This window comes from Actinoplanes sp. NPDC049118, assembly GCF_040648555.1.
Classification (GTDB): Bacteria; Actinomycetota; Actinomycetes; order Mycobacteriales; family Micromonosporaceae; genus Actinoplanes.
The window spans coordinates 203,745-226,619 of record NZ_JBEZDY010000001.1; the positions used below are offsets into that span (position 1 = coordinate 203,745).

22 protein-coding genes are annotated in these 22,875 nt (G+C 70.9%); 11 read left to right on the plus strand and 11 right to left on the minus strand.

The features are described from left to right. The 3 genes from AB0B58_RS00895 to AB0B58_RS00905 all read right to left on the minus strand — a co-directional run bounded on the left by AB0B58_RS00895 (position 1) and on the right by AB0B58_RS00905 (position 5,146). Positions 1 to 1,503: an IMP dehydrogenase gene (locus AB0B58_RS00895; RefSeq protein WP_360215270.1), complete on the minus strand. Its 1,503-nt coding sequence runs from the start codon at positions 1,501 to 1,503 to the stop codon at positions 1 to 3. Positions 1,504 to 1,558: 55 nt separating this feature from the next. After that, positions 1,559 to 2,638 (minus strand): glutamate-cysteine ligase family protein, encoded by a 1,080-nt coding sequence (locus AB0B58_RS00900; protein WP_360215273.1) that lies wholly within the window; start codon positions 2,636 to 2,638, stop codon positions 1,559 to 1,561. Between the two features lie 213 nt (positions 2,639 to 2,851). Continuing rightward, positions 2,852 to 5,146 carry a PAS domain S-box protein gene (locus AB0B58_RS00905; protein ID WP_360215276.1) on the minus strand — a complete coding sequence of 765 codons (2,295 nt, stop codon included), beginning with the start codon at positions 5,144 to 5,146 and terminating at the stop codon, positions 2,852 to 2,854. A 119-nt stretch (positions 5,147 to 5,265) separates the two neighbouring features. On the opposite strand from AB0B58_RS00905, the gene AB0B58_RS00910 reads away from it, so the two are divergent. Both AB0B58_RS00910 and AB0B58_RS00915 read left to right on the plus strand, forming a co-directional pair. Next, positions 5,266 to 6,072 (plus strand): SAM-dependent methyltransferase, encoded by an 807-nt coding sequence (locus AB0B58_RS00910; protein ID WP_360215279.1) that lies wholly within the window; start codon positions 5,266 to 5,268, stop codon positions 6,070 to 6,072. A gap of 89 nt (positions 6,073 to 6,161) precedes the next feature. Beyond that, a complete protein-coding gene (locus AB0B58_RS00915; protein ID WP_360215282.1) occupies positions 6,162 to 7,256 on the plus strand; it encodes a substrate-binding domain-containing protein in 1,095 nt (364 codons plus the stop codon). A 23-nt stretch (positions 7,257 to 7,279) separates the two neighbouring features. Here the strand turns inward: AB0B58_RS00915 and AB0B58_RS00920 are convergent, their stop codons facing one another. After that, the gene (locus tag AB0B58_RS00920) at positions 7,280 to 7,894 is read right to left on the minus strand and encodes a maleylpyruvate isomerase N-terminal domain-containing protein (protein WP_360215285.1); all 615 of its coding nucleotides are present in this window, start codon (positions 7,892 to 7,894) and stop codon (positions 7,280 to 7,282) included. Between the two features lie 55 nt (positions 7,895 to 7,949). Here AB0B58_RS00920 and AB0B58_RS00925 point away from each other — a divergent pair, with 55 nt between their 5' ends. Further along, positions 7,950 to 8,672 (plus strand): hypothetical protein, encoded by a 723-nt coding sequence (locus AB0B58_RS00925; protein ID WP_360215288.1) that lies wholly within the window; start codon positions 7,950 to 7,952, stop codon positions 8,670 to 8,672. 136 nt (positions 8,673 to 8,808) lie between these two features. Here the strand turns inward: AB0B58_RS00925 and AB0B58_RS00930 are convergent, their stop codons facing one another. From AB0B58_RS00930 to AB0B58_RS00940, 3 genes are all read right to left on the minus strand, one after another. Further along, positions 8,809 to 9,861 (minus strand): type III PLP-dependent enzyme, encoded by a 1,053-nt coding sequence (locus AB0B58_RS00930; RefSeq protein ID WP_360215291.1) that lies wholly within the window; start codon positions 9,859 to 9,861, stop codon positions 8,809 to 8,811. Between the two features lie 371 nt (positions 9,862 to 10,232). Further along, the gene (locus AB0B58_RS00935) at positions 10,233 to 10,448 is read right to left on the minus strand and encodes a DUF397 domain-containing protein (protein ID WP_360215294.1); all 216 of its coding nucleotides are present in this window, start codon (positions 10,446 to 10,448) and stop codon (positions 10,233 to 10,235) included. A 59-nt stretch (positions 10,449 to 10,507) separates the two neighbouring features. Next, positions 10,508 to 11,398, minus strand: coding sequence for a helix-turn-helix transcriptional regulator (locus AB0B58_RS00940; protein ID WP_360215297.1), 891 nt, complete (start codon positions 11,396 to 11,398; stop codon positions 10,508 to 10,510). A gap of 168 nt (positions 11,399 to 11,566) precedes the next feature. Between AB0B58_RS00940 and AB0B58_RS00945 the strand changes: the two genes are divergently transcribed. The 3 genes from AB0B58_RS00945 to AB0B58_RS00955 all read left to right on the plus strand — a co-directional run bounded on the left by AB0B58_RS00945 (position 11,567) and on the right by AB0B58_RS00955 (position 14,282). After that, on the plus strand, positions 11,567 to 12,205 hold the full coding sequence (locus AB0B58_RS00945) for a GPP34 family phosphoprotein (protein WP_360215300.1): 639 nt from the start codon (positions 11,567 to 11,569) through the stop codon (positions 12,203 to 12,205). 62 nt (positions 12,206 to 12,267) lie between these two features. Beyond that, positions 12,268 to 13,800, plus strand: a complete 1,533-nt coding sequence (locus AB0B58_RS00950; protein WP_360215303.1) for an APC family permease — start codon at positions 12,268 to 12,270, stop codon at positions 13,798 to 13,800. Between the two features lie 32 nt (positions 13,801 to 13,832). Further along, on the plus strand, positions 13,833 to 14,282 hold the full coding sequence (locus AB0B58_RS00955) for a hypothetical protein (RefSeq protein WP_360215306.1): 450 nt from the start codon (positions 13,833 to 13,835) through the stop codon (positions 14,280 to 14,282). A 14-nt stretch (positions 14,283 to 14,296) separates the two neighbouring features. On the opposite strand, the gene AB0B58_RS00960 is transcribed toward AB0B58_RS00955, so the two are convergent. Beyond that, positions 14,297 to 14,854, minus strand: coding sequence for a hypothetical protein (locus tag AB0B58_RS00960; RefSeq protein ID WP_360215309.1), 558 nt, complete (start codon positions 14,852 to 14,854; stop codon positions 14,297 to 14,299). Positions 14,855 to 15,099: 245 nt separating this feature from the next. Then, the gene (locus tag AB0B58_RS00965) at positions 15,100 to 15,405 is read right to left on the minus strand and encodes a hypothetical protein (protein ID WP_360215312.1); all 306 of its coding nucleotides are present in this window, start codon (positions 15,403 to 15,405) and stop codon (positions 15,100 to 15,102) included. Here AB0B58_RS00965 and AB0B58_RS00970 point away from each other — a divergent pair. Both AB0B58_RS00970 and AB0B58_RS00975 read left to right on the plus strand, forming a co-directional pair. Then, positions 15,395 to 16,279 (plus strand): L-lactate permease, encoded by an 885-nt coding sequence (locus AB0B58_RS00970; protein ID WP_360215315.1) that lies wholly within the window; start codon positions 15,395 to 15,397, stop codon positions 16,277 to 16,279. The genes AB0B58_RS00965 and AB0B58_RS00970 overlap by 11 nt on opposite strands. Beyond that, complete coding sequence (locus AB0B58_RS00975; protein ID WP_360215318.1) at positions 16,279 to 16,701, plus strand: L-lactate permease; 423 nt, start codon at positions 16,279 to 16,281, stop codon at positions 16,699 to 16,701. Before AB0B58_RS00970 ends, AB0B58_RS00975 begins: the two co-directional genes overlap by 1 nt. 22 nt (positions 16,702 to 16,723) lie before the next feature. On the opposite strand, the gene AB0B58_RS00980 is transcribed toward AB0B58_RS00975, so the two are convergent. Beyond that, complete coding sequence (locus AB0B58_RS00980) at positions 16,724 to 17,092, minus strand: DUF4406 domain-containing protein (RefSeq protein WP_360215321.1); 369 nt, start codon at positions 17,090 to 17,092, stop codon at positions 16,724 to 16,726. Between the two features lie 57 nt (positions 17,093 to 17,149). Here AB0B58_RS00980 and AB0B58_RS00985 point away from each other — a divergent pair, with 57 nt between their 5' ends. The 3 genes from AB0B58_RS00985 (at position 17,150) to AB0B58_RS00995 (ending at position 19,700) form a co-directional block, all read left to right on the plus strand. Beyond that, on the plus strand, positions 17,150 to 17,905 hold the full coding sequence (locus AB0B58_RS00985) for a DeoR/GlpR family DNA-binding transcription regulator (protein ID WP_360215324.1): 756 nt from the start codon (positions 17,150 to 17,152) through the stop codon (positions 17,903 to 17,905). 122 nt (positions 17,906 to 18,027) lie between these two features. Further along, entirely contained in the window at positions 18,028 to 18,804 is a 777-nt protein-coding gene (locus tag AB0B58_RS00990) for an SAM-dependent methyltransferase (RefSeq protein ID WP_360216209.1), read from the plus strand. A 17-nt stretch (positions 18,805 to 18,821) separates the two neighbouring features. After that, positions 18,822 to 19,700 carry a helix-turn-helix transcriptional regulator gene (locus AB0B58_RS00995; RefSeq protein WP_360215327.1) on the plus strand — a complete coding sequence of 293 codons (879 nt, stop codon included), beginning with the start codon at positions 18,822 to 18,824 and terminating at the stop codon, positions 19,698 to 19,700. Positions 19,701 to 19,720: 20 nt separating this feature from the next. On the opposite strand, the gene AB0B58_RS01000 is transcribed toward AB0B58_RS00995, so the two are convergent. After that, the gene (locus AB0B58_RS01000) at positions 19,721 to 22,819 is read right to left on the minus strand and encodes an amidohydrolase family protein (RefSeq protein ID WP_360215330.1); all 3,099 of its coding nucleotides are present in this window, start codon (positions 22,817 to 22,819) and stop codon (positions 19,721 to 19,723) included. Positions 22,820 to 22,875: the final 56 nt, after the last annotated feature.

The window sequence follows — 22,875 nt, forward strand, 5'->3', positions numbered from 1 at the left end:
TCAGCGGCCCGCGTCGCTTGGGCGGTCGCGCAGGCGGATCTCGGCGCTGTTCTGCAGGAAGCTCTGCTGCGACACCGGCACCAGGACCGCGCCGTCGTGGAAGCCGCGCAGGTCCGTCGCGCCGCAGCTGATCATCGTCGCCTTGAGCTTGGCGATGGTGAGGTCGACGTTGTCGTAGAGGCTGCCCGCGTACGGGACGTAGCCGTCGACGCCCTCCTCGAAGGTGAGTCGGCTGCCGCCGCCGTGCTCGTACCGCGAGACGTTGCGCGCCCGGCTCGAGCCCTCGCCCCAATACTCTTTGAAGAACTGGCCGCCGACGCGTACCAGCGGTGACGGGCTTTCGTCGAAGCGGGCGAAGTAGCGGCCCAGCATGACGAAGTCGGCGCCGAAGGCGAACGCTATCGCCATGTGCGAGTCGGTGAGCAGGCCGCCGTCACAGCACAGCGGCACGTAGACCCCGGTCTCCCGGGCGTACGCGTCGCGCTCGCGCACCACGTCGATCAGCGCGGAGGCCTGCCCGCGCCCGATGCCCTTTTGGTCGCGGGTGGTGCAGATCGAACCGCCGCCGATGCCCACCTTGACGAAGTCGGCGCCGGCCTCGGCGAGGTAGCGGAACCCGCGGCCGTCGACGACGTTGCCGCCGCCGATGCGCACGTCGTCGCCGTAGGTGTCGCGGACGTAGCCGAGCGTTTCCGCCTGCCACACCGAGTATCCGTCGGACGAGTCGATGCAGAGCAGGTCCGCGCCGGCCTCGACGAGCGCGGGGATCCGTTCCTTGTAGTCGTGGGTGTTCACCCCCGCGCCGACCCGGAAGCGCTTGTCCGCGTCGATCGACTCGTCGCGGAAGCGCTTGTGCAGTTCGTAGTCGCGGCGCAGCACGATGGAGTGCAGCAGGCCGTCGGCGTCGACGACGGGCAGCACGTCCAGCCGGTGGTCCCAGATCAGCGTGTTCGCCTCGGACAGGGTCACCGTCGGCGGCGCGGTCACCAGGTCCGCGGCGGCGCGCATCCGGGAGGAGACGGGGTCGTCCAGGCGGTGGCGCCGCGGGTGGAAGTCGTCGGTCGAGATCAGACCGACGAACAGGCCGTGCGGGCTGCCGTCGTCGGTGACCACGGCGACGTCACGTTCGGCGGACTCCAGCAGCACGGTCACCTCGCCGAGGGTGGCCGAAGGCTTGATGTTGATGTCGGAGAAGCGGAAGCCGGCCTTGTGCCGCTTGACCGCCTCGACCATGGCGGCCTGTTCCGGGTACGGCTGGTTCTGGTGCACGAAGCTGAGCCCGCCGCACTGCGCCAGGGCGATGGCGAGCCGGGGCGAGGAGACCGCTCCCATGATCGCGCTGGTCAGCGGGGTGGCGATGCGGATCGGGGAGGTCTCGCCGACCCGGTGGCGCACCAGGGGCGCGCTCAGGTCGATGTTGTCCGGGGTGCAGGCGGCGGTGGTGAGGCTGGGTACGAGCAGGAATTCGTTGAGCGTGCGCGACACTTCGTCGAGGATCTTCACAAGGCTCCTGAGCTGTGGGCCGGTCCGACATAAAGGTACGAACCTACCAGCGGGCTCAGGGGCGGGCGGTCACCCGGTCCAGCACGTCGTCGGCCGGGCAGCGGCCGCGCAGCACGTACCGCTCGGTGAAGGCGGCGACCGCGTCCCGGATCTCCCGGGAGACGCCCTGGCGGGCCAGCGCCGCGTACGCGGAGACGAAGCATTCCCGCGCGGCGGTTGCCAGGTCCGGATCGGTCAGCGCGTCGCGGGCGGCGCGTTCCCAGAGCCGCGGGGTACCCACCAGCGGCCGGGTCGCGCACTCCGCCTCGGCGGCCGCGTACGCGTCGTCCAGCAGGGCCGCGGTGACCGCGAGCGGCACGAGCCAGCCGTCGCCGGGCTGGCGGTCGGCGACGTCGATCTCGAGGTGCCGACGGGCGGCGACCGGCGGCCGCAGCGTCGCGATGTGCCGGGCGAGGTCGGTGCCGGTCGGCCGGTCGCCCGGCGCGGAGCGGGTCCACTCCCGGAACGTGCGACCGCCGCTGGGCGAGTCCAGCACCAGGGCCGTCCAGGCGGCCCGCGGGTCGTCGCCGGGCGGCGCGGACGGCAGGTCGCGGCGCAGGGCCTGGCGGACGCTGCGCCAGCCGGTGGGCCGGCCGTGGTGCAGCGGGGCGTTGGCGAACGCCGCGGCCAGCACCGGCGCGATCGCGTGCGCGAGATGCCAACGCCGGCCCAGCCCGTACGGACCGGCGCCGTCGATGCCGGCCTCGAGCCCGACCCGGATGCCCGCCGTCGCGGTGGCGTAGGCGTCGTCGCCCGCGGTCTGCGGGTCGACCGCGTCGGCGGCCTCGTCCAGCACGGCCGCCCGGTGCACGCCGATCAGCGGCAGCGCCGTCCGCAGATCCTCGGTCATCCGTGCGGCGCTCGCCTCGACGCCGGGCGACGGCGGCCCGCTGACCACCGCGACCCGCGCGGACCCGGCGGTCAGGAAGCCGTGCCGCAGCCGCGGGCGTTCCGCCGGCGACCCGGGCGGGGTGCCGGGCAGTGCGGGCCGATCGAGCAGCAGGTCGACGGCGACCCCGACGAAGCCCGGCATCCCGGGCGTGAAGGCTTGGTCGGCGACGAGGCGCTCCGCGGCCGGCTCGGTAAGCGATATCACCGCGCCATCCTACTCACCCGACAGGAATTGTGGGTAATGCGGATCTTGTGCATCGACCGGCCGCCCCTGGCCCGGTACAGGCACTTCCTGCGGGGCCTTGTCGCGATGGCGCCGGCCTGCCGCCCGCCGTACCGGTGGCGGATCCGGCCGAGGCGCGGCGGTGCCGGGCCCTGCGCCGCGCGCTTGCGCCGGCGCCCGCAGGCGGGACCGACCCTAGCGATGAAGTTGCTGGTGCAGGGCGGTGACGAGTTCCGCGCCGGTGAACGGCTTCTCCAGCAGGTGCACGTCCGGCGGCAGCGTGCCGTGCGTGGTCAGCACCGGCTGGGCGTAGCCCGACATGAACAGCACGCGGGTCTCCGGGCGGGCCGAGACGATCGCCGCCGCGATGTCCTTGCCCAGCATGCCCGGCATGATCACGTCGGTGAGCAGGACGTCGATCGGGTCCGGGTGGTCCCCGGCGATCTTCAGCGCCTCGCTGCCGTTCGGTGCGGTCAGCACGGTGTAGCCCGCACGCAGCAGGATCCGCTGGGTGACCTCGCGCAGCGCGGTCTCGTCCTCCACCACCAGCACCGTGGCACCATGCCCCTGCAAGTCACCCGCGGGTTCGTGGGTCTCGGTCTCCCGCACGACGGCGTCGGTCACCGGCAGCAGGACGGTGATCGTGGTGCCGAGACCCGGCTCCGAGTAGATCTGCACGGTTCCGCCGGCCTGGGTGATGATGCCGTAGACGGTGGCCAGGCCGAGCCCGGTGCCCTGCCCGCTGGGCTTGGTCGTGAAGAACGGGTCGAAGGCCTTGTCGATGACGTCCCGCGGCATGCCCGTGCCGGTGTCCGACACCCGGATCCGGACGTAGCCGCCGGCCGCGAGGCCGGCCCGGCGCGCGGCGTGCTCGTCGTCGACGTCGACCGCGGCGGTGTCGATCGTCAGCTCCCCGCCCGCGGGCATGGCGTCGCGGGCGTTGACCGCGAGGTTGACCAGCACCTGCTCGAGCTGGCCCGGGTCGGCCATCACGGCCGGCAGGTCCGCGGCCGTGCTCGTGCTCAGCGCGATGTGCTCGCCGATGGAGCGCTGCAGCATCTGGTGCACCTCGGACACCACGGTGTTGACGTCCAGCGCGCGCGGCCGGATCACCTCCCGGCGGGCGAACGAGAGCAGCTGGTGGGTGAGTTCGCTGCCCCGGCGTGCGGCCCGGGCGATCTGCTCGGCGTCCTTGGCGAAGGTGGTGTGCCGGCCGTCCTCGATGATGAAGGAGGCGTAGTTGAGGATGACGGCCAGCAGGTTGTTGAAGTCGTGCGCGATGCCGCCGGCGAGCTGGCCGAGGCTCTCCAGCCGCTGCGTGCGCTGGTTGCGCGCCTCCGTCTTCTGCTGCTCGGCCTCCTCGCGCAGCGACTCCTGCTCGATCTGGGCGGCGAGGCGCTCGGAGACGTCGCGTACGGCGGCCACCACGATGAGCCCGCTGTCGGTGTCCAGCGCGCTGCAGGAGATGTCGACCGGCAGCTGGCTGCCGTCCCGGCGCCGGGCCGTACGGGTGGCCCAGCCCGGCGTCGCGGTGTGGTCGGTCAGCCGCTCGGTGTTCAGCGGGGTCGAGTCGCCGCCGGTCCGCAGCACGGCCGAGGCGGCGGGCAGGCCGTCGGGCAGCAACCGGTGCACGGCCATGTGCGTGAGGTCGTGGCGTGGCAGGTCGAACATCCGCTCCGCCTCCGCGTTGACCAGCACGATGTACCCGGCGTCGTCGACGCCGAGCAGTGCGTCCGGCGCCGCGTCGAGCACGGCCTGCACCCGGGCCTCGGCGCGCTCCCGGTCGCTGACGTCGCGGGCCGTCGTGGTCATGCCGACGATGGTGCCGTCCCGGTCCTGCAGCGGGGAGACGAGCAGCGAGACCGCGATCGTGCTGCCGTCGGCGTGCAGCCGGTGCGTGCGGTACCGGTCCATCCGGCCGCCGATCCGTACCAGGTCGCGGACCTCCTCCTCGTCGATGCTCCGCTCCGGCGGGATGATCGGGTCGATCGGGTGTCCCAGCATCTCGGCCGCGGTGTGGCCGTACAGGTGCTCGGCGCCCGGGTTCCAGGTCAGCACGACGCCGGCCAGGTCGGTGGTGACGATGGCGTCGTGCGACGACTGCACGATCGAGGCCAGCAGCGCCCGGGTCTCCTCCGCCTCACGGTGCGCGCTGTCATCACGCAGCACCGCGGTCACATAGGTGTCGCCGTCCGGCGCCGAGACCGCGGCCAGGGAGACCTCTACGGGAAAGACGCTGCCGTCCTGCCGCCGGCCGCGCAGCGGCAGGCGGCGCAGCGGCGGGTGCTCGCTGGCCAGGTATCCGGCCCGGTAGCCGGGGTGGATCGGCCGGGTCTCGTCGGGCACCAGGTCGTCGACGTTGTGGCCGGGCAGGGTGCCGGGCGGGTAGCCGAACATGCCGTGCGCCCGGCGGTTGGCCAGCGCGATGGTGCCGTCCGCCCCGCTGATGATCACGGCGTCCGGTGCCTCCTCCACCAAGAGGCCGGTCATGGATTCTAGGGACTGCACCATCCCCCCGGTTTCTGCCGATACGCACCATGCCCACCGTAAAGTCATCCGCATCGGAAGGGTCGCGGTTGTGCGAATCCGTGCGGCGGGGGGCGGGCGACATGGCAGCACCGGTGCGCCTGCCCGCGACGGTCGATCCGAACCGGCCGAGCCTGGCCCGGATCTACGACCTCCTGCGGGGCGGAAGCCACAACTTCGCCGTCGACCGGGCGGTCGCGGCCCGCGCGGTCGAGCTGATGCCCCAGATTCCGGAGATCATGGCCGCCGACCGGGCCTTCCAGCACCGGTCCGTCCGGTACGCCACCGAGCGCGGCGTGCGGCAGTTCCTGGAGCTGGGGTCCGGCATTCCGTCCGCGGGCAGCGTGCACGAGGTCGCGCGCGCCGTGTGCCCCGGCGCCCGGGTGTGCTACGTCGACCTGGACCCCACCGCGGTCCTGCACGCCCGGGAGCTCTTGCGCGACGACCCGGACACCGTGGCGGTCCAGGGCGACATCCAGCTGCCGGAGTCCTTCCTCGGCGATGCCGGGCTGCGCTCCGTGCTCGACTTCTCCGAGCCGGTCTGCATCCAGCTCATCTCGGTGCTGCAGTTCATGCCCGACAGCCCCGCGCTGGCCGTCGCCCTGCGGCGCTACCACGACCTGGCCGCACCGGGCAGTCTCCTCGTCATCTCGCACGTCACCGCCAGCGCCTTCATGGAGCAGATCGATCGCGTGGTCGATCTGCTCAGCCGCACCGGCACGCCGCTGGTGTTACGGGACGAGGAGCAGGTAACGGCGCTGTTCGAGGGCTGGAGTCCGATCGAGCCGGGGATCGTGGCCGGTAACCGGTGGCACCCCGGCGCCAAGGCGCCCGCCGACGCCGACGCCGCGCCCTCCGTCATGCTCGCCGGGATGGCCGTCAGAACATGAGGCCGATGGGACTTTAATCACGACCCGATCCCCGGCATGCTTACGCTCTGTTACCCTGGCCCGGCTTTGTCCCGGGAGGAGAAAACGCTATGCGTAGGAAGCTGGTGGCGGTCGCCACGGCAGGTCTGCTGACCCTGAGTGGCCTGGCCGGTTGCGACGACGACGACGCCAGCACCGCCTCCGGCGGCGGCGCGGGCAAAGTCGGCGTGATCCTGCCGGACACCACGACCTCGCAGCGGTGGGGCAGTGACGACCCGAAGCTGCTCAGGGCCGCCTTCGAGGCGGCCGGCGTGCCCGTCGACATCCGCAACGCCCAGGGCGACGCGGGGAACTTCGCCAAGATCGCCAACGACATGATCTCCGGTGGCGCCAAGGTCCTGATGATCGTCAGCCTGGACGCGGCCAGCGGCAAGGCCGTGCTCGACAAGGCGAAGGCCGCCGGCGTCAAGACGATCGACTACGACCGGCTCACCCTCAACGGCAACGCGGACTACTACGTCAGCTTCGACAACGTCGAGGTCGGCCGGATGCAGGGCCGGGGCCTGGTCAAGTGCCTGGATGCGAAGGGCGTCGAGAACCCGCGCATCGTCTACCTCAACGGCGCGCCGACGGACAACAACGCGACCCTCTTCAGGGAGGGCTACGACGAGATCCTGCAGGCGAAGTACGACGAGGGCACGTTCCTCAAGGGGCCGGACCAGTCGGTGCCCCGCTGGAACAACGACGACGGCCGGTTCATCTTCGAACAGATGTGGGCACAGACCGAGGGCAAGATCGACGGCGTGCTCGCCGCCAACGACGGCCTCGGCAACGCCGCCATCACCGTGCTCAAGCGCGAGGGCGTGAACGGCACGATCCCGGTCACCGGCCAGGACGCCGAGACGCAGGGCCTGCAGAACATCCTCGCCGGCGACCAGTGCATGACGGTCTACAAGCCGATCAAGAAGGAGGCCGAGGCGGCGGCCCGGCTCGCGATCAGCCTGTACAAGGGCGAGAAGCCCGCGGGCGCCGACCGCCGGGTCAAGGATCCGGAGTCGGGCGGGTACGTGGACTCGGTGCTGCTGAACCCGACGCAGGTCTTCAAGAAGGACGTCGCCAAGGTGATCGCCGACGGCTTCGTCGACAAGCGGATCGTCTGCACCGGTACCTACGCCAAGTACTGCCGCACCAACGGCATCCAGTAGCAACGGCGGCCCGGACCGCCGGATCAGAGCACGGAGAAGCCCGCGGGAAGGCCCGGCCGGCCGGTGGCGGCGAGCAGGAGCGGTGCGGCGAGCCCGTCCGCGACGGCGAGGTCGGTGACCACCCGGAGCGCCTGCGCCCCGGCCGTCGCGGGCACCTCGGCCGGTGCGCCGATCGCGGCGGCGAGGTCCGCGGTGTGCACGGCCAGCTCGAACGTGCGCGTCGGCAGATAGTCCCCGAGCCGCATGCCGCCCGCGATCGTCGTCACGAGCTCGGTGCCGTCCCGGGCGCCGACAAGCGCCACCACGCGGGCGGCGAGCTCCGCCACCGCGGCCGGGGGATCGGCGCCCAGCGCGACCCCCGCGTCGCGCCCGCGCGCCGCGACGGCCGCACCGGCGGCGGCCGCCCTCGTAGCGCGGTAGTAGTCGCCCGGCGAGGCGAGCTCGGCGGCCGCGGCGGGACGGGCGAGGTATGCCTCGACCGTGAGCAGGGAGCGGCTGGTGTGTCCGACGAGCGCGCGCACGTCCCACTCGCCGAGGCCCGGCGCGTCCCAGCGGTCACCGACGAGGGCGGTCGTGCGCACGAACCACTGCGCGGCGTCGGCGAACGCCGGCCGCGATTCGTCCCAGGGGAAGTACATGCGATGAGGCTACGGTCCCCGCGGGGGCCGGGCACCGCTCCTGGATGATGGTCCGGTGTCAAACGGTCTCGACGTGCTGGTGTTGCGGTGGTACGAGCGGCGCGACCGCTCCCCGGACATCGTCGCGCGCTGGCTCGACGCCGCCCGGGAGCTGCTTCCCGAGGCGATGCCGCGCCGGTTCGGCGACACCGAACCCCTGCGCGGCAGGCTCGACCGGGACGGGCCGGAGGCGTTCGCGCGGGCACACGCGAACGCGGACTCGCTCCTGCTGCTGTCCGGGACCCCGCCGGTGTACCACGCGACGCTCGCCGCCGCGGAGGCGCGGCCCCGCGGCCCGGTCGCCGTGCACTCCCTGCACGCGCAGCTGCCACCCGGCGACGACCGGGTGCGCCGCTTCGCCCTCGCGCTGACCCACCCCGGCACCGTGTACGTCTCCGCCTCCGTCGCCGGCGGCATGCAGCGCGAGGGCCGCACCCTCTACGGCCCGGCCGAGCGTCCCGAGGAGCCCTACCTCGCCCCGATGGGCGACTGGTCGGGGCTGCCGCCGGAGCCGCCGGACTGGTGCTGGTTCGGTGCCGCCTACGCCCGGCTCGCCGGGCGGCGCCTCGCGGGGGAGCGGGTCGCGGGCGGCCTGCTCTACACGGGCGGGCCGTGGGTGCCCGAGTCCCTGCGCGCCCGGCTGTCCGAGGCCGACCCCGCGCGCCGGCACGCCCGGCGCATGCCGAGAGGCCTGCGCCGCTCCACCCTCCGGCTCATCGCCGACGGCTTCTCCCAGTGACCTCGGCGCGGATCCGGCGACGGTGGTCTTCCGCTACAGGGGAGCTGATCGGCTCGGGGGAGCCCTCGCCGGCGGGACCTCGCGTCGGTGCGACGGCGTCGCGCCCACCTCGAGCACCGCGCCTGACCTCACCGCCTCAGATCACCAGCACGGTGGGCGGTGCGAAGCCGTTGAAGCGGGACGCGTACACCGTCGTGTACGCGCCGGCCGAGCCGATGAGCACCTCGTCGCCCTCGCGCAGGTCCGCGGAGAGCGGCACGTCCCGGGCGTACGTGTCCTGGCCGTCGCAGGTCGGGCCGGTCACGTGGAAGCGGCGCCGGCTGGACGAGCCGCGGTTGTCCCAGATCGGATAGCGCAGGCCGCCGCCCGACTCGAGGACCTCCATCAGGCCGTTGAAGACGCCGAGGTCGGTGTGGACCCAGTGTCCCGAGGGCCGTTGCGCGACGCCGATCACCCGGCACCGGAACGTGCCGGCCTCGGCGACGATGCAGCGGCCCGGCTCGGCGAAGACCTCCACCGCGTACGGCAGCTGGGCGATGCCCGCCGCCGCGGCGCGCCCGAACACCGCGAGCGCGGGCACCGGCCGGTCGTACGACGCGGGGAAGCCGCCACCGATGTCCACCATCTGCAGCCGGATGCCCACGCTGATCAATCTGGACAGCACGGTGTTGACCTCCGCCAGCGGTGCCTCGATGGCCGCCGGTCTCAGCGACTGGGAACCGATGTGGAAGGTGATCCCGTACGGGACCAGTCCGAGGTCGCGCGCGCGGACGAGCAGGTCGATCGCGCCGCGGGCGTCCACACCGAACTTTCCCTCGCTCGGCACGACGCTGGCCGCGGCGCCCGTGGCGAGCCGGGCGTAGACGCAGCTGCCCGGCGCCTCCTCGGCCACCCGGTGCAATTCCTCCCGGGAGTCGACCGCGAAGCGGTACACGCCGGCGCGGGCCGCCTGTCTGGTCTGTTCGCGTGCGCGTACCGGGTTACTGAAGATCAGATCCTGTCCGCGCACGCCAAGGGTCCGAAGAATCTTGATTTCTTCGATGGATGCGACCTCGAAACGGGATCCCGCCCGGTGCAGTACCCGCAGTACGCCGGCATCGGTATTGCATTTCGTGGCGTAGAAGGGTCGCACCTGCGGGAATGCGTTTCGGAATTCATCCAGGGCGGCGACGATGCGCGCGGCCCTCATCTCGAGCAGCGGCGCCCCGGCATGGGGAGGGTCGCCGGGTGCTCCGGCCTCCGGATCGGCTTCCGGAGAATGGGGAGATATGGTGCGCAACGGGAGGCCCCTTCACGCTGGGTTATGAATTAACTCCTGAGCGTACACCCCGTATATGGCCTGGTGAATACCCCGAGAGGCGGAGAATTGCCTGCCCAGGGGCCGGAAAGCAGGTTCGGGGCGCCCGGCCGGACGCCCCGAACTTCCCTACCGCACGGATCCGATGGCACGCAATCCGAAAGCCGCTGACAAACGTTTCACTATCTTGAAACGGATCATGCATCGGCGGAAGTTGATTTTGATTCACTACTTCCCATCGTCACGCACCGATCGGTATTCTCTCACCTGTTCAGATCAAACTCGCCGCCCTTGGCTGAGTCGACAAACTCAGTCCAGTTTGACGGGTTGAAGATGAGAGCTGGACCCGTAGGGTTCTTGCTGTCGCGAACGGCAACGGCTGTGTCGAGGAATGCGACCTCGACACAGTTGTTGCCGCCGTTTCCGTTGCTGCGACTGCTTTTCTTCCACACGGCAGCGTTGAGATGGTGCGCAGGCATGCCAAGCACCTCCCTTCAATATGCGGTTGTAGTTCTCACTGCACGCTTCCCGCGCAGGCCTAGCGGTGAAGCAGGCCTTCGATCATCTTGATCGTCAGACGACTGTCGAGGGCCTTGGCGCTCAGTCGCTCGAACTCGTCTCGGTAGCGGGCGACCTCTGAATGTTGCTCTTCGTAGTAGTCTCCCGCAAGACCCTCTAGGTAAACTACATCCAAATGAGTGGTCTCCCGGAACTCTAAAAGCGCTGCTGAGCCACCCAGGAAGGGATGTTCGCCGGCGTCGAACGGCAAGATCTGCACCGTTACTGTGGGTAGTTGAGCGGTTTCTAATAGGTGCAGTAGCTGTTCGTTCATGACCTCCGGGCCGCCCACGACGCGGCGCACCACGGATTCATCGATGATCGCGACCAGGTTGAGCGGGTTCCGGGCGGTCAGCCGGCCCTGGCGCTTCAGGCGCAGCGCGACCCGCCGATCGATGTGGTGCGGGGGGTCGGAGGCACGGCCGGTGCGCATCAGCGCACGCATGTATTCCTCGGTCTGCAGCAGGCCCGGTACCACCAGGGGCTCCCACGCGCGCAGGACCGACGCCTCCGCCTCGAGGCCGACGAAGTTGCCGGGGCGCATGATGTCGCGGTAGTCCGTCCACCATGTCCGCTCCCGGGACAGCCGGGCCAGCGCCATGAGCGCCTCGCGGTACGCCTCGTCCTCGACGCCGTACAGCGTGAGCAGGTCTTTCACGTCGCGCGCGGTCACGGCCACGCGCGCGGTCTCGATCCGGGTGACCTTCGCCGCGTGCCATTCGAAGTGCCGCCCGACGATCTCCTGGGTCAGTCCCGCGGCCTCGCGGCACCGCTTCAACTCGGCTCCCAGGCGTCGCCGCCGCAGGGTAGGGCCCTCGTCAGTGGCCACTGTGGCCCCCTCGGTTCTCGGGTAGGGATACACGTCCAGCACCGTCCCATGCTCCGCCAAGAACATCACGACAGATTACGAGTCTAGTACTTCTTGTGTTGACCTTAGAGCTGGGTACATGATGCGTCGGACAAAGAGTAAGTGCGGTCTATACGGGCAGTTGTTGCCCGTCGACGTATCTCATGTCGATGTGTACTAGGGAGTGGCGGCGTGCTGGCTGACCAGTTCTACTTGATCGCTCACGAGGACCGAACCGGCCGTTCGCGGCTGCATCCGCGGGCCACCGGTATCGGCCTGGCTGCCTCGCTGCTGGGCGAGCTTATCCTCGACAATCGGCTCCGTATCTTCGCGGGTGACCTCGAGATCGTGAGCAACCAACCGCCCCGCGACGCACTCACCCATTCTATTCTCGACCTGTTGATTGCCCAGCCGCAGCATCGCGACGTGCGGACGTGGCTGGCCTATCTGTCACAGGACGCGGCGGTCCGGGTGGGCGAGCGGTTGGAACGTTGCGGCGCGGTCGAATCGGTGACCCGGCGCCGGATGCTGAGCACACAGACCTTCTATATGCCCAACAACGAGCTGCAGCGCAACGCCGCGGCCTGGGCACCCATGCGGCTCGCGAACATCCTGGTCCGCGGGATGGACATGTCCCTCGGTGACCGGGTACTGGCCGGCCTCGTCGCCGCGACCGGGCTCACCCGCCACGTGCTGTGGGACTTCGAGGCGCACCGCTCCGCGCTCACCGTGCTGCCCAACACGGTGGCGTCACTACCAGAGGACCTGCGACAGCTCATCGAGTACACCGAGTCCAGCGTCGGCTCGGTGCTGGCCGTCGGGCGTCGGTGAGCTCTCGCGGGCGGCACCACCGCCGACCGGACAACTTCGATCAATGGGCCGGGAGGCTGTTGATGGCGCGTAAGGAAATCGCCGAGCCGGACATCATCTCCACCGCACTGGCTCGTAACCGGCTCGGCGTGCCTTCCGTGGTCTTCTTCGGTGTGGCCGGTGCCGCCCCGCTGACCGTCATCATCGGCTCGATCTCGGCGATCTACGCGATCATCGGCAACACCGCCGTGCCGGTCATCTACCTGGTGGTGGCCGGGATCCTGTCCGTCTTCACGGTCGGGTTCGTGGCGATGAGCCGGCACATCGTCAACTCCGGCGCCTTCTACGCCTACATCAGCCACGGGCTCGGGCGGGTGACGGGTGTCGGGGCGGCGTTCGTGGCGCTGCCGGCGTACTCGTTGATGCAGATCGGTCTGTTCGGGCTCTTCGGCTCGGCGGCCTCCGACATCCTCGCGGCGCTCGGCATCACGGTCGGCTGGTTCACCTGCGCCCTGGTCGCGTGGGCGCTGGTCGCGGTGCTCGGCCTGCTCTGGGTCGATCTCAGCGGCAAGGTCCTCGCCGTGCTGCTGATCGCCGAGATCAGCGTGGTGCTGATCTACGACCTGGTGATGGTCGCGAACCCGGCCGGCGGGCACATCAGCTTCGAGACGCTCGCGCCGGCGCAGCTCTTCACCGCCGACGTCGGCGCGATGCTGGTTCTCGCGGTCGCCGGCTTCGTCGGCTTCGAGGCGACGGTCGTGCTCTCCGAGGAGGCCAAGGACCCGAAGCGGACCGTCGCGCGCGCCACCCACCTCGCGGTCATCCTGGCCGGGCTCCTCTGTGGAATCTCCGCCTGGGCGATGGCGGTGAACACCGGGGCGAACCAGATCGTCGCGACGGCACAGGAGCACCGGACGGACCTGGTGTTCGCGCTGGTCGGACCGCACGTGCCCGGGATCCTGGTGGACATCGGCTACATCCTGTTCCTGACCAGCGTCTTCGCGGCGCTGCTCGCGTTCCACGCTGCCGTGGCGCGCTACCAGTTCGCGCTGGGCCGTGAGGGCGTGCTGCCGTCGGTGTGGGGACACACCCATCCGCGTACCGGCGCCCCGCTGCTGGGCTCGATCACCCAGAGCGTGCTCGCGCTCGGGGTGCTGATCGCCTACGCCGTGGCCGGCGTCGAACCGCTGCTGTACGTCTTCGCCTACCTGACCACCATCGGCGGGCTCGGCGTGCTCATCCTGATGTGGAGCGCGTCCTTCGCGGTGCTCGTGTTCTTCGTGCGCAACCGCGGCCTGGAGAACATCTGGCGCGCCATGATCGCCCCGATGATCGCGTTCCTGCTGCTCAGCGCCGTGCTCGGCATCACCGTGATCGGCTTCGGCGAGCTGCTGCAGGTCGACGGGGACTCGCCGTTCCAGTGGCTGATCCCGGTGCTCTACATGGGTGTCGCGCTGATCGGCGTCCTCTGGGCGCTGGGCATGCGCGCCGCGCGGCCGGAGGCCTATGCGGCGATCGGCCGCGGCGCCGACGGCGGGGTCGTGGCGTTACCGGAGGGCCCACCGCTGACCAAAGGGTCACATGAACCCGTCGGAGCCCGCGGCTACCACTACTGATCCGCCCGTACGCACCCGGAGAGAGGATTCCGATGACGAAGGCCACCCGGCAACCGGTGATCCGTGACGACACTCCCGTCGGCACGGACGAGACCGCCCGCCTCGTGGCCGCCGCCATCGCGTCGGCACCGATAAGCCCGCCGCCGTCCGGCTCCGGACGGCGGATGAAGGAGGTGGCCGGGCCGGCGTCCGACCGCGCGCGTGTACTCACCGCGGCGCTCGATGCGCAGAACCCGCTCGACCCGGACCACCACCTGGCGTCCCGCGCGGCGCGCCCCGATCCGCAGAATCGGGGTATCGGCAGCGCCCTGCTGGACCGCCACCACGCCCGGCTCGACCGAGCCGGACTCCCGGCATATCTGGAGGCGAATGACCACCGAAATCGCGATACCCGTCTCCGGCACGGTCACCCGCGCCGGCCCGTCAACCAGGTACCCGGCAGACCACCGTGGTGGTCGATGCGGAGGTCGCCTATGGCGTGAGTTCCGGTGACCACTCAGGCCGCCTCCTCACCAGGGAATTCGTAGAGCCAGTACGACTGCTGGTCGATCCGCTGGAAGCGCATGTTGGTGTCGAGACGCTCCACCATGGTCCGGAAGACGTGCGAGAAGTTCAGCACCTCGTCGTTGTAGCTGCAGATGTCTATGCCGACGAGTCCGTTCTGGGTGGCGGCGATGACGTACATCTCTTCGACCAGTTGGCGGAACATGTGCCGGCCCTGGGCCTGAGGGTGCACCGCGACGAAACCGATGTACCAGATCTTGCGTGCCGCATAATGCTCGGGCCAGTGCCGCTCGAAGTACTCGGGAGCGATCAGTGGCACCGCGTCGAGTTCGTTCGTGTACGTGGACAGTCCGCAGAGGGTCCCGTCATCGTCCACGCACAGGAGCTTCTGGACGCGCTGATCGTTCATGACCTCGTCGAACTCATGGCGGTACATGAGGTGCCGTTGCACCGCCATCGCGTTCAGTTCGCGGAAGGCGTGGAGATAGAGGTCCCACGCCGCTTCGAGGATCTCGTCGTCATTGATCTGATCGACAATCTTGATGACCATGCTCTGCTCCCCGCAATGCTGCTGGTCGTTCCACCGATTCGCCTCTGCGACTGAAGTTGATCGATGGCTTATTGACCAACAGCGTACGGAGAGTGACTCAAGAACAACAGGGCGTGAGAAGGGGTTTATTGGTCTTGGGCGGCGCCCACGCGTGTCCTGGACGATTTTGGCATGCCATGGTCATGTACTCGGTGCAACTTGCACGGAAAACGTGTTCCCCCCGGGCGCCGGGCCGCCGGCGAGTCTCAGTAGGACAGAGCCGGCGACCCGGGGCCGATTGTTTCCTCCGAAGGTCGCCGGAGCTGCCCAGCCGCTAGATTGTCGTTACGAAGCATCGACAAACCTGGATGGCTGTTGTGTTGGATCAGTTCACGATCGTGACGGACCCCGTCGCCGGCTCCGTGGCGCTCTCCGCCGTGTTCGCGGTCCTGCCGCTGCTGACCCTCTTCGTCCTGCTCGGCGTCCTGCGCATGCGGGCCGATCATCGTCGCCTTCTGCTTCGGCGCGCTGCTCGAGGCGCTCGCGGGCTTCGGCACCCCGGTGGCGGTCACCGTGGTGATGCTGATGGCCCTGGGCTTCCCGCCGATCCGCGCCGCCGCGGTCGCGCTCATCGCCAACACCGCGCCGGTGGTGTTCGGGGCGCTCGCCACCCCGATCGTCACCCTCGCGACGGTCACCTCGGGTGCGGTCGACGACCCGCGGCTCGACACGGACACGCTCGGCGCGATGGTGGGCCGGCGGACCCCGCTGCTGGCGGTGGTCGTACCGCTGGTCCTGGTCGCCGTGATCGACGGACGCCGCGGCGTCCGGCAGACCTGGCCGGCCGCGATCGTGGCCGGGGTGGTGTTCGCCATCGGGCAGTTCGTGGCCTCGAACTACATCTCGGTGCCGCTGACCGACATCGTCGCGGCGCTGCTGGCCGCGGCCGCCGTCGTGCTGCTGCTGCGGTTCTGGCGGCCGGTGGAGTCGCCCGACCTGCGCGAGCCCGCGCCACCCGGACCCGGCGACGCGGAGGCCGCCGCGCCCGGACTCGGCGACGCGGAGGCCGCCGCGTCGCCCGCCGGCGGTGGCGCGGTGGGGACGCTGGAGCGACGCGACAGTGGCCGGGAGGTCGCGCGCGCGTACGCGCCGTACCTGATCATCATCGCCATCTTCTCGATCGCCAACATCGGCGTCATCAAGGACGCCCTGGCGCAGGAGCCGTGGACGGTCAAGTTCCCCTGGCCGGGGCGCGAGGTCCTGGGCGCCGACGGCGAGCCGCTCGCCTCGACCACCTTCACCCTCGGCTGGCTGCCCGCCGCCGGCACCCTGATGATCCTCGCCGGCGTCCTGACGGCCCTGGTGCTGCGGATCCGTCCCGGCCGAGAGCGCTGCGGGCCTACCTCGACACCTACGTCGAGCTGCGGCACGCCATCGTCACCGTGATGGCGGTGCTGGCGCTCGCGTACGTGCTCAACCAATCCGGCCAGACCAACACCCTCGGCGAGTTCCTGGCCGCGGCCGGCGGCGTGTTCATCTTCCTGTCCTCGATCCTCGGCTGGACCGGGGTGGCCGTGACCGGCTCGGACACCTCGTCGAACGCGCTGTTCGGCGCGCTGCAGGTGGAGACCGCGGCCCGGGCCGGCCTCGACCCGGTGCTGCTGGCCGCCGCCAACTCCTCGGGCGGGGTGCTCGGCAAGATGATCAGCCCGCAGAACCTGGCCATCGCGGCCTCGGCGGTCGGCATGGCCGGGCGGGAGGGCGACATCTTCCGCCGGGTGGTGGGCTGGAGCCTGCTCCTGCTGCTGGTGATGTGCGTGCTCGTCACCCTGCAGGGCCCCCCGCTGCTCAGCTGGATGGTTCCCTGACCGCCCGCCGGTGGTGCACCCGTCAACCGACGGGCTGCGCCCGGTGCCCGGGGATCTCCTCGATCCGGTGGTAGACCGGCAGGCCGCGCTCGCGGGCGATCGCGACGTCCTGGTCCGCGCCGGTCGACTCGCCGGGCAGGCGCAGCACCGCGTGGCAGTGCCGCAGCAGGCGGTGCGCGACGGGGTAGAGCACGTCCTCCGCGGTGGCCGCGCCCGCCGAGTTGTGCAGCACGGGCAGCGCCACCCATTCGCCGATCATCGGCACGTGCCCGGCCTGGAAGATCGGCCACGCCGCCTCCTCCAGCCGGGCCAGGTTGGCCGCGATCAGGTCCGGGTCGCCGCCGGTGCCGGACCGGTACGGGCCCGCAATAAGGATAATCATGGGGTTCATGCGGGCCAAAGTACCGCTAGACTCGGCAGAAACAAAGAAGAGTGTGGAGAAACGTGCATGTTGGCTGCGCAACGCCGAGAGTTTCTGCTGGACCGGCTGCGGCGCGACCGTCGCCTGGTCGCCAAGGACGTCGCCGCCGAGCTCGGGGTCTCCGAGGACAGCGTGCGCCGCGATCTGCGGGAGCTGGCCGCGGCCGGCCTCTGCCACCGGGTGTACGGCGGCGCCCTGCCCGCATCTCCGGCGGTCGCCGACCACGACACCCGGCGCGACGTCGAGGTGGAGAGCAAGGGCCGGGTCGCCGCGGCGGCGGCCGCGCTGATCCGGCCGGGCGAGACGGCGATCCTGGACGGCGGCACGACCGCGCTGGCCGTCGCCCACGCCCTGCCCGCCGATCTGCGGGCCACCGTCGTCACCCACAGCCCCACCGTCGCCGCCGCGCTGGCCGAGCACCCGTCGATCGAGGTGTACGTGCTCGGCGGCCGGCTGTTCCGGCACTCGATGGTCGCCTGCGGCGCCGCCGCCGTCGAGGCGGCCGGGGTGGTCAACGCCGACCTGTTCCTGCTCGGGGTCACCGGGGTGCACCCGGACGCGGGGCTGACCACCGGCGACGCCGACGAGGCCGCGATGAAACGCGCCCTCGCGCGGCGCGCCGCGGACACCTACGTCATGGCCAGCACCGAGAAGATCGGCGCGGCCTCCCGCTTCTCCGTGCTCCCGCTGACCGCCGTCGCGGGGGTGATCACCGACGCCCCGTCACAGGACGAGACCGTGCGGAGACTGACCGCGGCCGGGGTGTCCATGATCGACGCTTAGGCGCGCGGAGTTTGACCGTTCGGCGCCTCCGTGCGATCGATGGGCGGTTTATGCTTGCGCCGATCATTCGCCCCGCCACGCGTCGACCAAGGGATGTGCAAGTGACAGACGGCCAGCAGGAGATGCCAAAACTGGACACCACCGTCCCGCAGACGGCCAGGATCTGGAACCACCTGCTCGGCGGTAAGGACAACTTCGCCGTCGACCGCGCGGTCGGTGATCAGATCATCGCGTCGCTGCCGCAGCTCGCCGAGAACGCCCGGCTCTCGCGGGCGTACCTCGCTCGCGTCGTGCGGTATCTGGCGGGTGAGGCCGGCGTGCGGCAGTTCCTCGACATCGGCACCGGCCTGCCCACCGCGGACAACACGCACGAGGTCGCCCAGCAGGTGGCCCCGGAGTCCCGCGTCGTCTACGTGGACAACGACCCGCTGGTCCTCGCGCACGCCCGGGCACTGCTGACCACGAGCCCCGAGGGCGCCACCGACTACATCGACGCCGACCTGCGCGACCCGGAGCGCATCCTCGGCGAGGCGGCCCGCACCCTCGACCTCGACCGGCCCGTGGCGCTGTTCCTGATGGGCATCCTCGGTCACATCGAGGACGACGCGGAGGCCAAGTCGATCATCGACCGCCTCATGGGCCGGCTCGCCCCGGGCAGCTACCTGGCGATGTACGACGGCAGCGACACCAGCGAGGCCAACAACGAGGCCGTGCGGATCTGGAACATCTCGGCCAACCCGAAGTACCACCTGCGCAGCGCCGCCCGGATGACGAGCCTCTTCGACGGCCTGGAGCTGGTCGAGCCGGGCGTGATCTCGGTGACCCGGTGGCGGCCGGACGCCGGCGCCGAGGACGCCCCCGAGATCGACCAGTACGGCGCCGTGGGGCGTAAGCCGTAACAACGACAGGATCACGAGTGGCGACGGGACAGCAGAACGACGGGCCGACGGTCCGTCGTCTGCAGCTCGGTGCGCGCCTGCGCAGCCTGCGGCTGGCCAAGGGCGTCACCCGCGACCGGGCCGGCTACGAGATCCGCGCCTCCGAATCGAAGATCAGCCGGATGGAGCTCGGCCGGGTCAGCTTCAAGGAACGAGACGTCACCGACCTGCTCAAGCTCTACGGCGTCGATGACGAGGGCGAGCACGAGCGGCTGCTCACCCTGGCCCGCGAGGCCAACACGCCCGGCTGGTGGCACTCGTACGGCGACGTGCTCAGCAGCTGGTTCCAGAACTATCTGGACCTCGAGCAGGCGGCGGAGCTGATCCGCACCTACGAGATCCAGTTCGTGCCGGGGCTGCTGCAGACCGACGCGTACGCCCGGGCCGTGATCATGCTCGGTCACGGCAGCGCCACGGCGGCGGAGATCGACCGCCGGGCCGAGCTGCGCATGGCCCGCAAGCAGATGCTGGAGCACGACGATCAGCCGCGGCTGTGGGCGGTGCTCGACGAGGCGGTGCTGCGCCGCCCGATCGGCGGCCGGGCCATCCTCCGCGAGCAGATCGAATCGCTGATCCAGATCTGCGAGCGGCCGAGCGTGCGGCTCCAGGTGATCCCGTTCGAGTCCGGCGGGCACGCCGCGGCCGGCGGGGCCTTCACGATCCTGCGCTTCCCGCACCCGGACATGCCGGACGTGGTCTACCTTGAACACCTCACCAGCGGCCTCTACCTCGACAAGCCCGAGGAGGTGGACCACTACGCCGCGGCGATGGGCCGGCTCACTATCGAGGCGGAACCGCCGGCCCGCACCCCCGAACTCCTGCGCGCGGCGCTACGCGACCTCGACGACGACCGCTAGCCTCGCCCCGGCCGTCGCCCTCAGCCGTCCGAGCAGCATGCGTGCCGGCTCTCCGCCAGGTAGTGCGGATCCTCCCACCAGTGGTCCACATTGGCGGGATGCCTCGGTGCGGCCGCCGGAAGCGACGACGTCGTCCGCGGCCGCCGCCCCGCGAAGGGCTGCAACAGCTGCGCCACCGTTCTCAGTTCGCCGTCGGCCATGACCTGGTGGACGTTCGCCGCCTCGCGGATGTCGGTGAGGGGATCCCCGCCCAGGAAGGTCAGGTCGGCGTAGTGGCCCGGCACGATACGGCCGAGCGGTTCGCCCAGATACTCGCCCGCCGTACGGGTGGCGGTCGACAGCGCCTCGTGCGGGGTCAGGCCGTACGCGACCATCGCGCGGAGGTTGAGGTGGGTGCTTACCGCGTTGGGGGCGATGGGGGAGTCGGTTCCCGTCACCACCCGGGCGCCGCCGCGGATCAGGGTACGGACGTGGGCGACCTGCCGGGCCAGGTTCTCGCGTACGGCGCTCTGGTCCGTCGTGCGAGCCGTGGTGAGCGTCCTCTGCAAGTTGGTGTACTCCCAGGTCGGGTAGAGCGTGCGGACGCGCTCGTCGGTGACCAGGCTGTCGTCGTCCGCGAGCAGGGTGACCGCGTTGAACAGCGTCGGCGTCAGGCCCGCCCTCGCGGTGGTGAAGATGTCGGCGACGTCGCCGTAGACGGCGCCGAGGGCGGTGACGGTACGCGAATAGCCGAGCCTGTTGGTCGCGCCCACGTGCTCCATGCCGTCGCCGCCCACCGCGAGGGCCGGGTAGTGGTAATGCGACGTGCTGGCGATGCCGTGCCGGTGCGACCAGGCGATGACCCGGCGCTGCCAGCTCGCGCGCAGCCGGACGTAACACTTGGTCAGGTCGTAGTCCAGCGCCGCCGCGCGTTGCAGCTCGCGGCGCAGCTGTCTCTCGTCGTAGGTGGGGCGCATGAAGTTGTAGAAGATGCGGGCGCCGTCGATCGCCTCGCCGGTGGCGAAGTAGCGAGGCCCGGTCCGGGCCCCCGACTGGATCGCCTCGCGTTCCTCGACCATGTGGTAGGCCGGGCTTCCCGGGGACCGCGTGGTGGTGATGCCGAGCGAGAGCCACAGCCGGCCCTGCCGGTCCCCGTACGAGAAGCCCTGCATCTCCCGGTGGTGATGCATGTCGATGAGGCCCGGGATCACCACCGCGCCGCGGGCGTCGACGCGGCGCCCGTCGCGTCCCGGGCGGTGTGGCTCGACGGCGACGATCCTCCTGCCCTCCACGACGATGTCCACGTCGTCGCGCAGCCGGGGACCGGCACCGTCCCAGATCCGGCCGGCGTGGATCACGATGCGTCCTCGCGGCCGGCTGTTGGTCCAGGTCAGCGTCATCGGAACGGTCCGAGCGGGGCCTCCGGCGGCCGGCACGAGGCGCAGCCTTCCGTTGTTGAGGTAGAGCAGGTGCCGGGAGTCGCCGCTCCAGCTCGGTGCGTCGGTCACCTCGTCGGTGATCTGTCGTGGTGTCGCGGCGAAGCTGCCGTCCGGGTGCACGTCGACGACCCAGAGCACGCTGGCCACCACGAACGCGATCCGGGTGCCGTCCGGCGACCAGACCGGACCGTCGTCGCCGCGGGTCTGCAGCGAGCGGTGCGGCAGGGCGTCGACGTACCGTCCGGCCCCGGTGCGCCGGTCCACCAGCAGGATCTTGCTGAGCCCTTCGCGGTAGCGCGCGGAGTACGGCACGATCGCGGCGAGCGCGATGGTGGCGCCGTCGGCGGACCAGGTGGGCCGCCCGGGCTCGAACGTAGCCGGGTAGACCGGGCGCACGGTGCCGGTGGCCACCTCGACGGTGTACAGCGCGCCGGTCTGGTCGAGGAAGGCGAGGTGTGTGGCGTCGGCCGACCAGCTTCCGGAGACCGCGGCGGCGCCGGGCAGGTCGGTCAGTTGCCGGTCCGCCCCGGTACGCAGGTCGCGCAGCCAGATGTCCAGCTTGCCGCCGCGGTCGGTGGAGTACGACAGGTAGCGCCCGTCCGGGGACCACGCCGGATCGGACTTCCACCACCGGTCCCCGGTCAGCGGCTCGGGCCGGCCGCCGATGGTCATGGTCCAGACGTCGTTCAGCGCCCGGAAGGCGATTCGGGTGCCGTCGGGGGAGAGGACCGGGCTGCCGATGCCCCGCACGGGCCGCGGCGTCACCGAGTCGAAGTCGCGCCGGCGCTTGCGGTACCGGGCGGGGGTGACCGAGACCGGTGCGACGAAGCCGATGCGGCCGGTGCCGGTGCCGGTGCCGGCGAGCGTGCCGCGGCGGATGCCGCCGGTGGAGGTGTAGACGAAATCGCGGTTCGTGCGCCAGGAGACCCGAAAGGGAAAGACGTCCTCGCCGGTGATCTCGGCCGAGTCGCCGCGCCACAGTTCACTGCGCCCGTTCGCGAGCCGGTGGTGGACGATCTCGGCGCCGTCGGGCGTCCACTCGGGCGCGCGCAGCACCTGACCGGCCGGCACGCTGACCACGGTCTCCCGGGCGCCGGTGCCCACGTCCACGACGTCTATGCGGGTGCTCGTGACGACGAACGCGATCCGCCGCCCGTCCGGGGACCAGGCCGGCTCGTACTCCTGCTCGGCGGTGTCCGCGACGGTGGTCACGGCGCCGCTCGCCAGATCCAGCACCCGGATGCCGTAGCTGCCGGACTCGTCGGTGGAGAACGCGATCCGGGAACCGTCGGGGGAGTAGCGCGGCTCCCGGTGGTCGAAGGGGCCCTCGGTCAGCCGCCGCAGCCGCGAGCCGTCGGCGCGGATGGTCCAGAGGTCGAACACCCCGTCGCGGTACGACTGGAAGACGAGGCCGGAGCCGTCCGGTGCCCAGTCGGGCTGCGCGATGTCGAAGAAGTCGCCGGTGAGGCGCCGTGCCGATCCGCCGGAGGACGGCAGAATCCACAGCACGCCCACGAGGTCCATCGCGATCCGGCGGCCGTCGGGCGAGATCCGCGCCGCGATGTCGGTGCCGTCGCTCAGCCGTACGGCGGAGGCGCGGACCGGGGCGGCGGCCGCGGCCGGGGCCGGCAGCCCCGTCGTGCCGAGCGCCACGGAGCCCGCGACCCCCGCCACCAGATCCCGTCGGCTGATTCCCGTCATCGCCCGTCCTCCCCGTGGTGCCCCGTTCCGGCGACCGCGAGGGCGGGCGCCGCGAT

Excerpts from the sequence above, each read along its gene's own strand:
- AB0B58_RS00915 (WP_360215282.1), top strand. The coding sequence starts at position 6,162 with ATGCGTAGGAAGCTGGTGGCGGTCGCCACGGCAGGTCTGCTGACCCTG.
- AB0B58_RS00975 (WP_360215318.1), top strand. The coding sequence starts at position 16,279 with ATGGCGGTGCTGGCGCTCGCGTACGTGCTCAACCAATCCGGCCAGACC.
- AB0B58_RS01000 (WP_360215330.1), bottom strand. The coding sequence starts at position 22,819 with ATGACGGGAATCAGCCGACGGGATCTGGTGGCGGGGGTCGCGGGCTCC.
- AB0B58_RS00930 (WP_360215291.1), bottom strand. The coding sequence starts at position 9,861 with ATGAGGGCCGCGCGCATCGTCGCCGCCCTGGATGAATTCCGAAACGCA.
- AB0B58_RS00985 (WP_360215324.1), top strand. The coding sequence starts at position 17,150 with ATGTTGGCTGCGCAACGCCGAGAGTTTCTGCTGGACCGGCTGCGGCGC.
- AB0B58_RS00990 (WP_360216209.1), top strand. The coding sequence starts at position 18,028 with ATGCCAAAACTGGACACCACCGTCCCGCAGACGGCCAGGATCTGGAAC.
- AB0B58_RS00920 (WP_360215285.1), bottom strand. The coding sequence starts at position 7,894 with ATGTACTTCCCCTGGGACGAATCGCGGCCGGCGTTCGCCGACGCCGCG.
- AB0B58_RS00980 (WP_360215321.1), bottom strand. The coding sequence starts at position 17,092 with ATGAACCCCATGATTATCCTTATTGCGGGCCCGTACCGGTCCGGCACC.
- AB0B58_RS00910 (WP_360215279.1), top strand. The coding sequence starts at position 5,266 with ATGGCAGCACCGGTGCGCCTGCCCGCGACGGTCGATCCGAACCGGCCG.
- AB0B58_RS00950 (WP_360215303.1), top strand. The coding sequence starts at position 12,268 with ATGGCGCGTAAGGAAATCGCCGAGCCGGACATCATCTCCACCGCACTG.
- AB0B58_RS00905 (WP_360215276.1), bottom strand. The coding sequence starts at position 5,146 with ATGACCGGCCTCTTGGTGGAGGAGGCACCGGACGCCGTGATCATCAGC.
- AB0B58_RS00960 (WP_360215309.1), bottom strand. The coding sequence starts at position 14,854 with ATGGTCATCAAGATTGTCGATCAGATCAATGACGACGAGATCCTCGAA.
- AB0B58_RS00935 (WP_360215294.1), bottom strand. The coding sequence starts at position 10,448 with ATGCCTGCGCACCATCTCAACGCTGCCGTGTGGAAGAAAAGCAGTCGC.
- AB0B58_RS00955 (WP_360215306.1), top strand. The coding sequence starts at position 13,833 with ATGACGAAGGCCACCCGGCAACCGGTGATCCGTGACGACACTCCCGTC.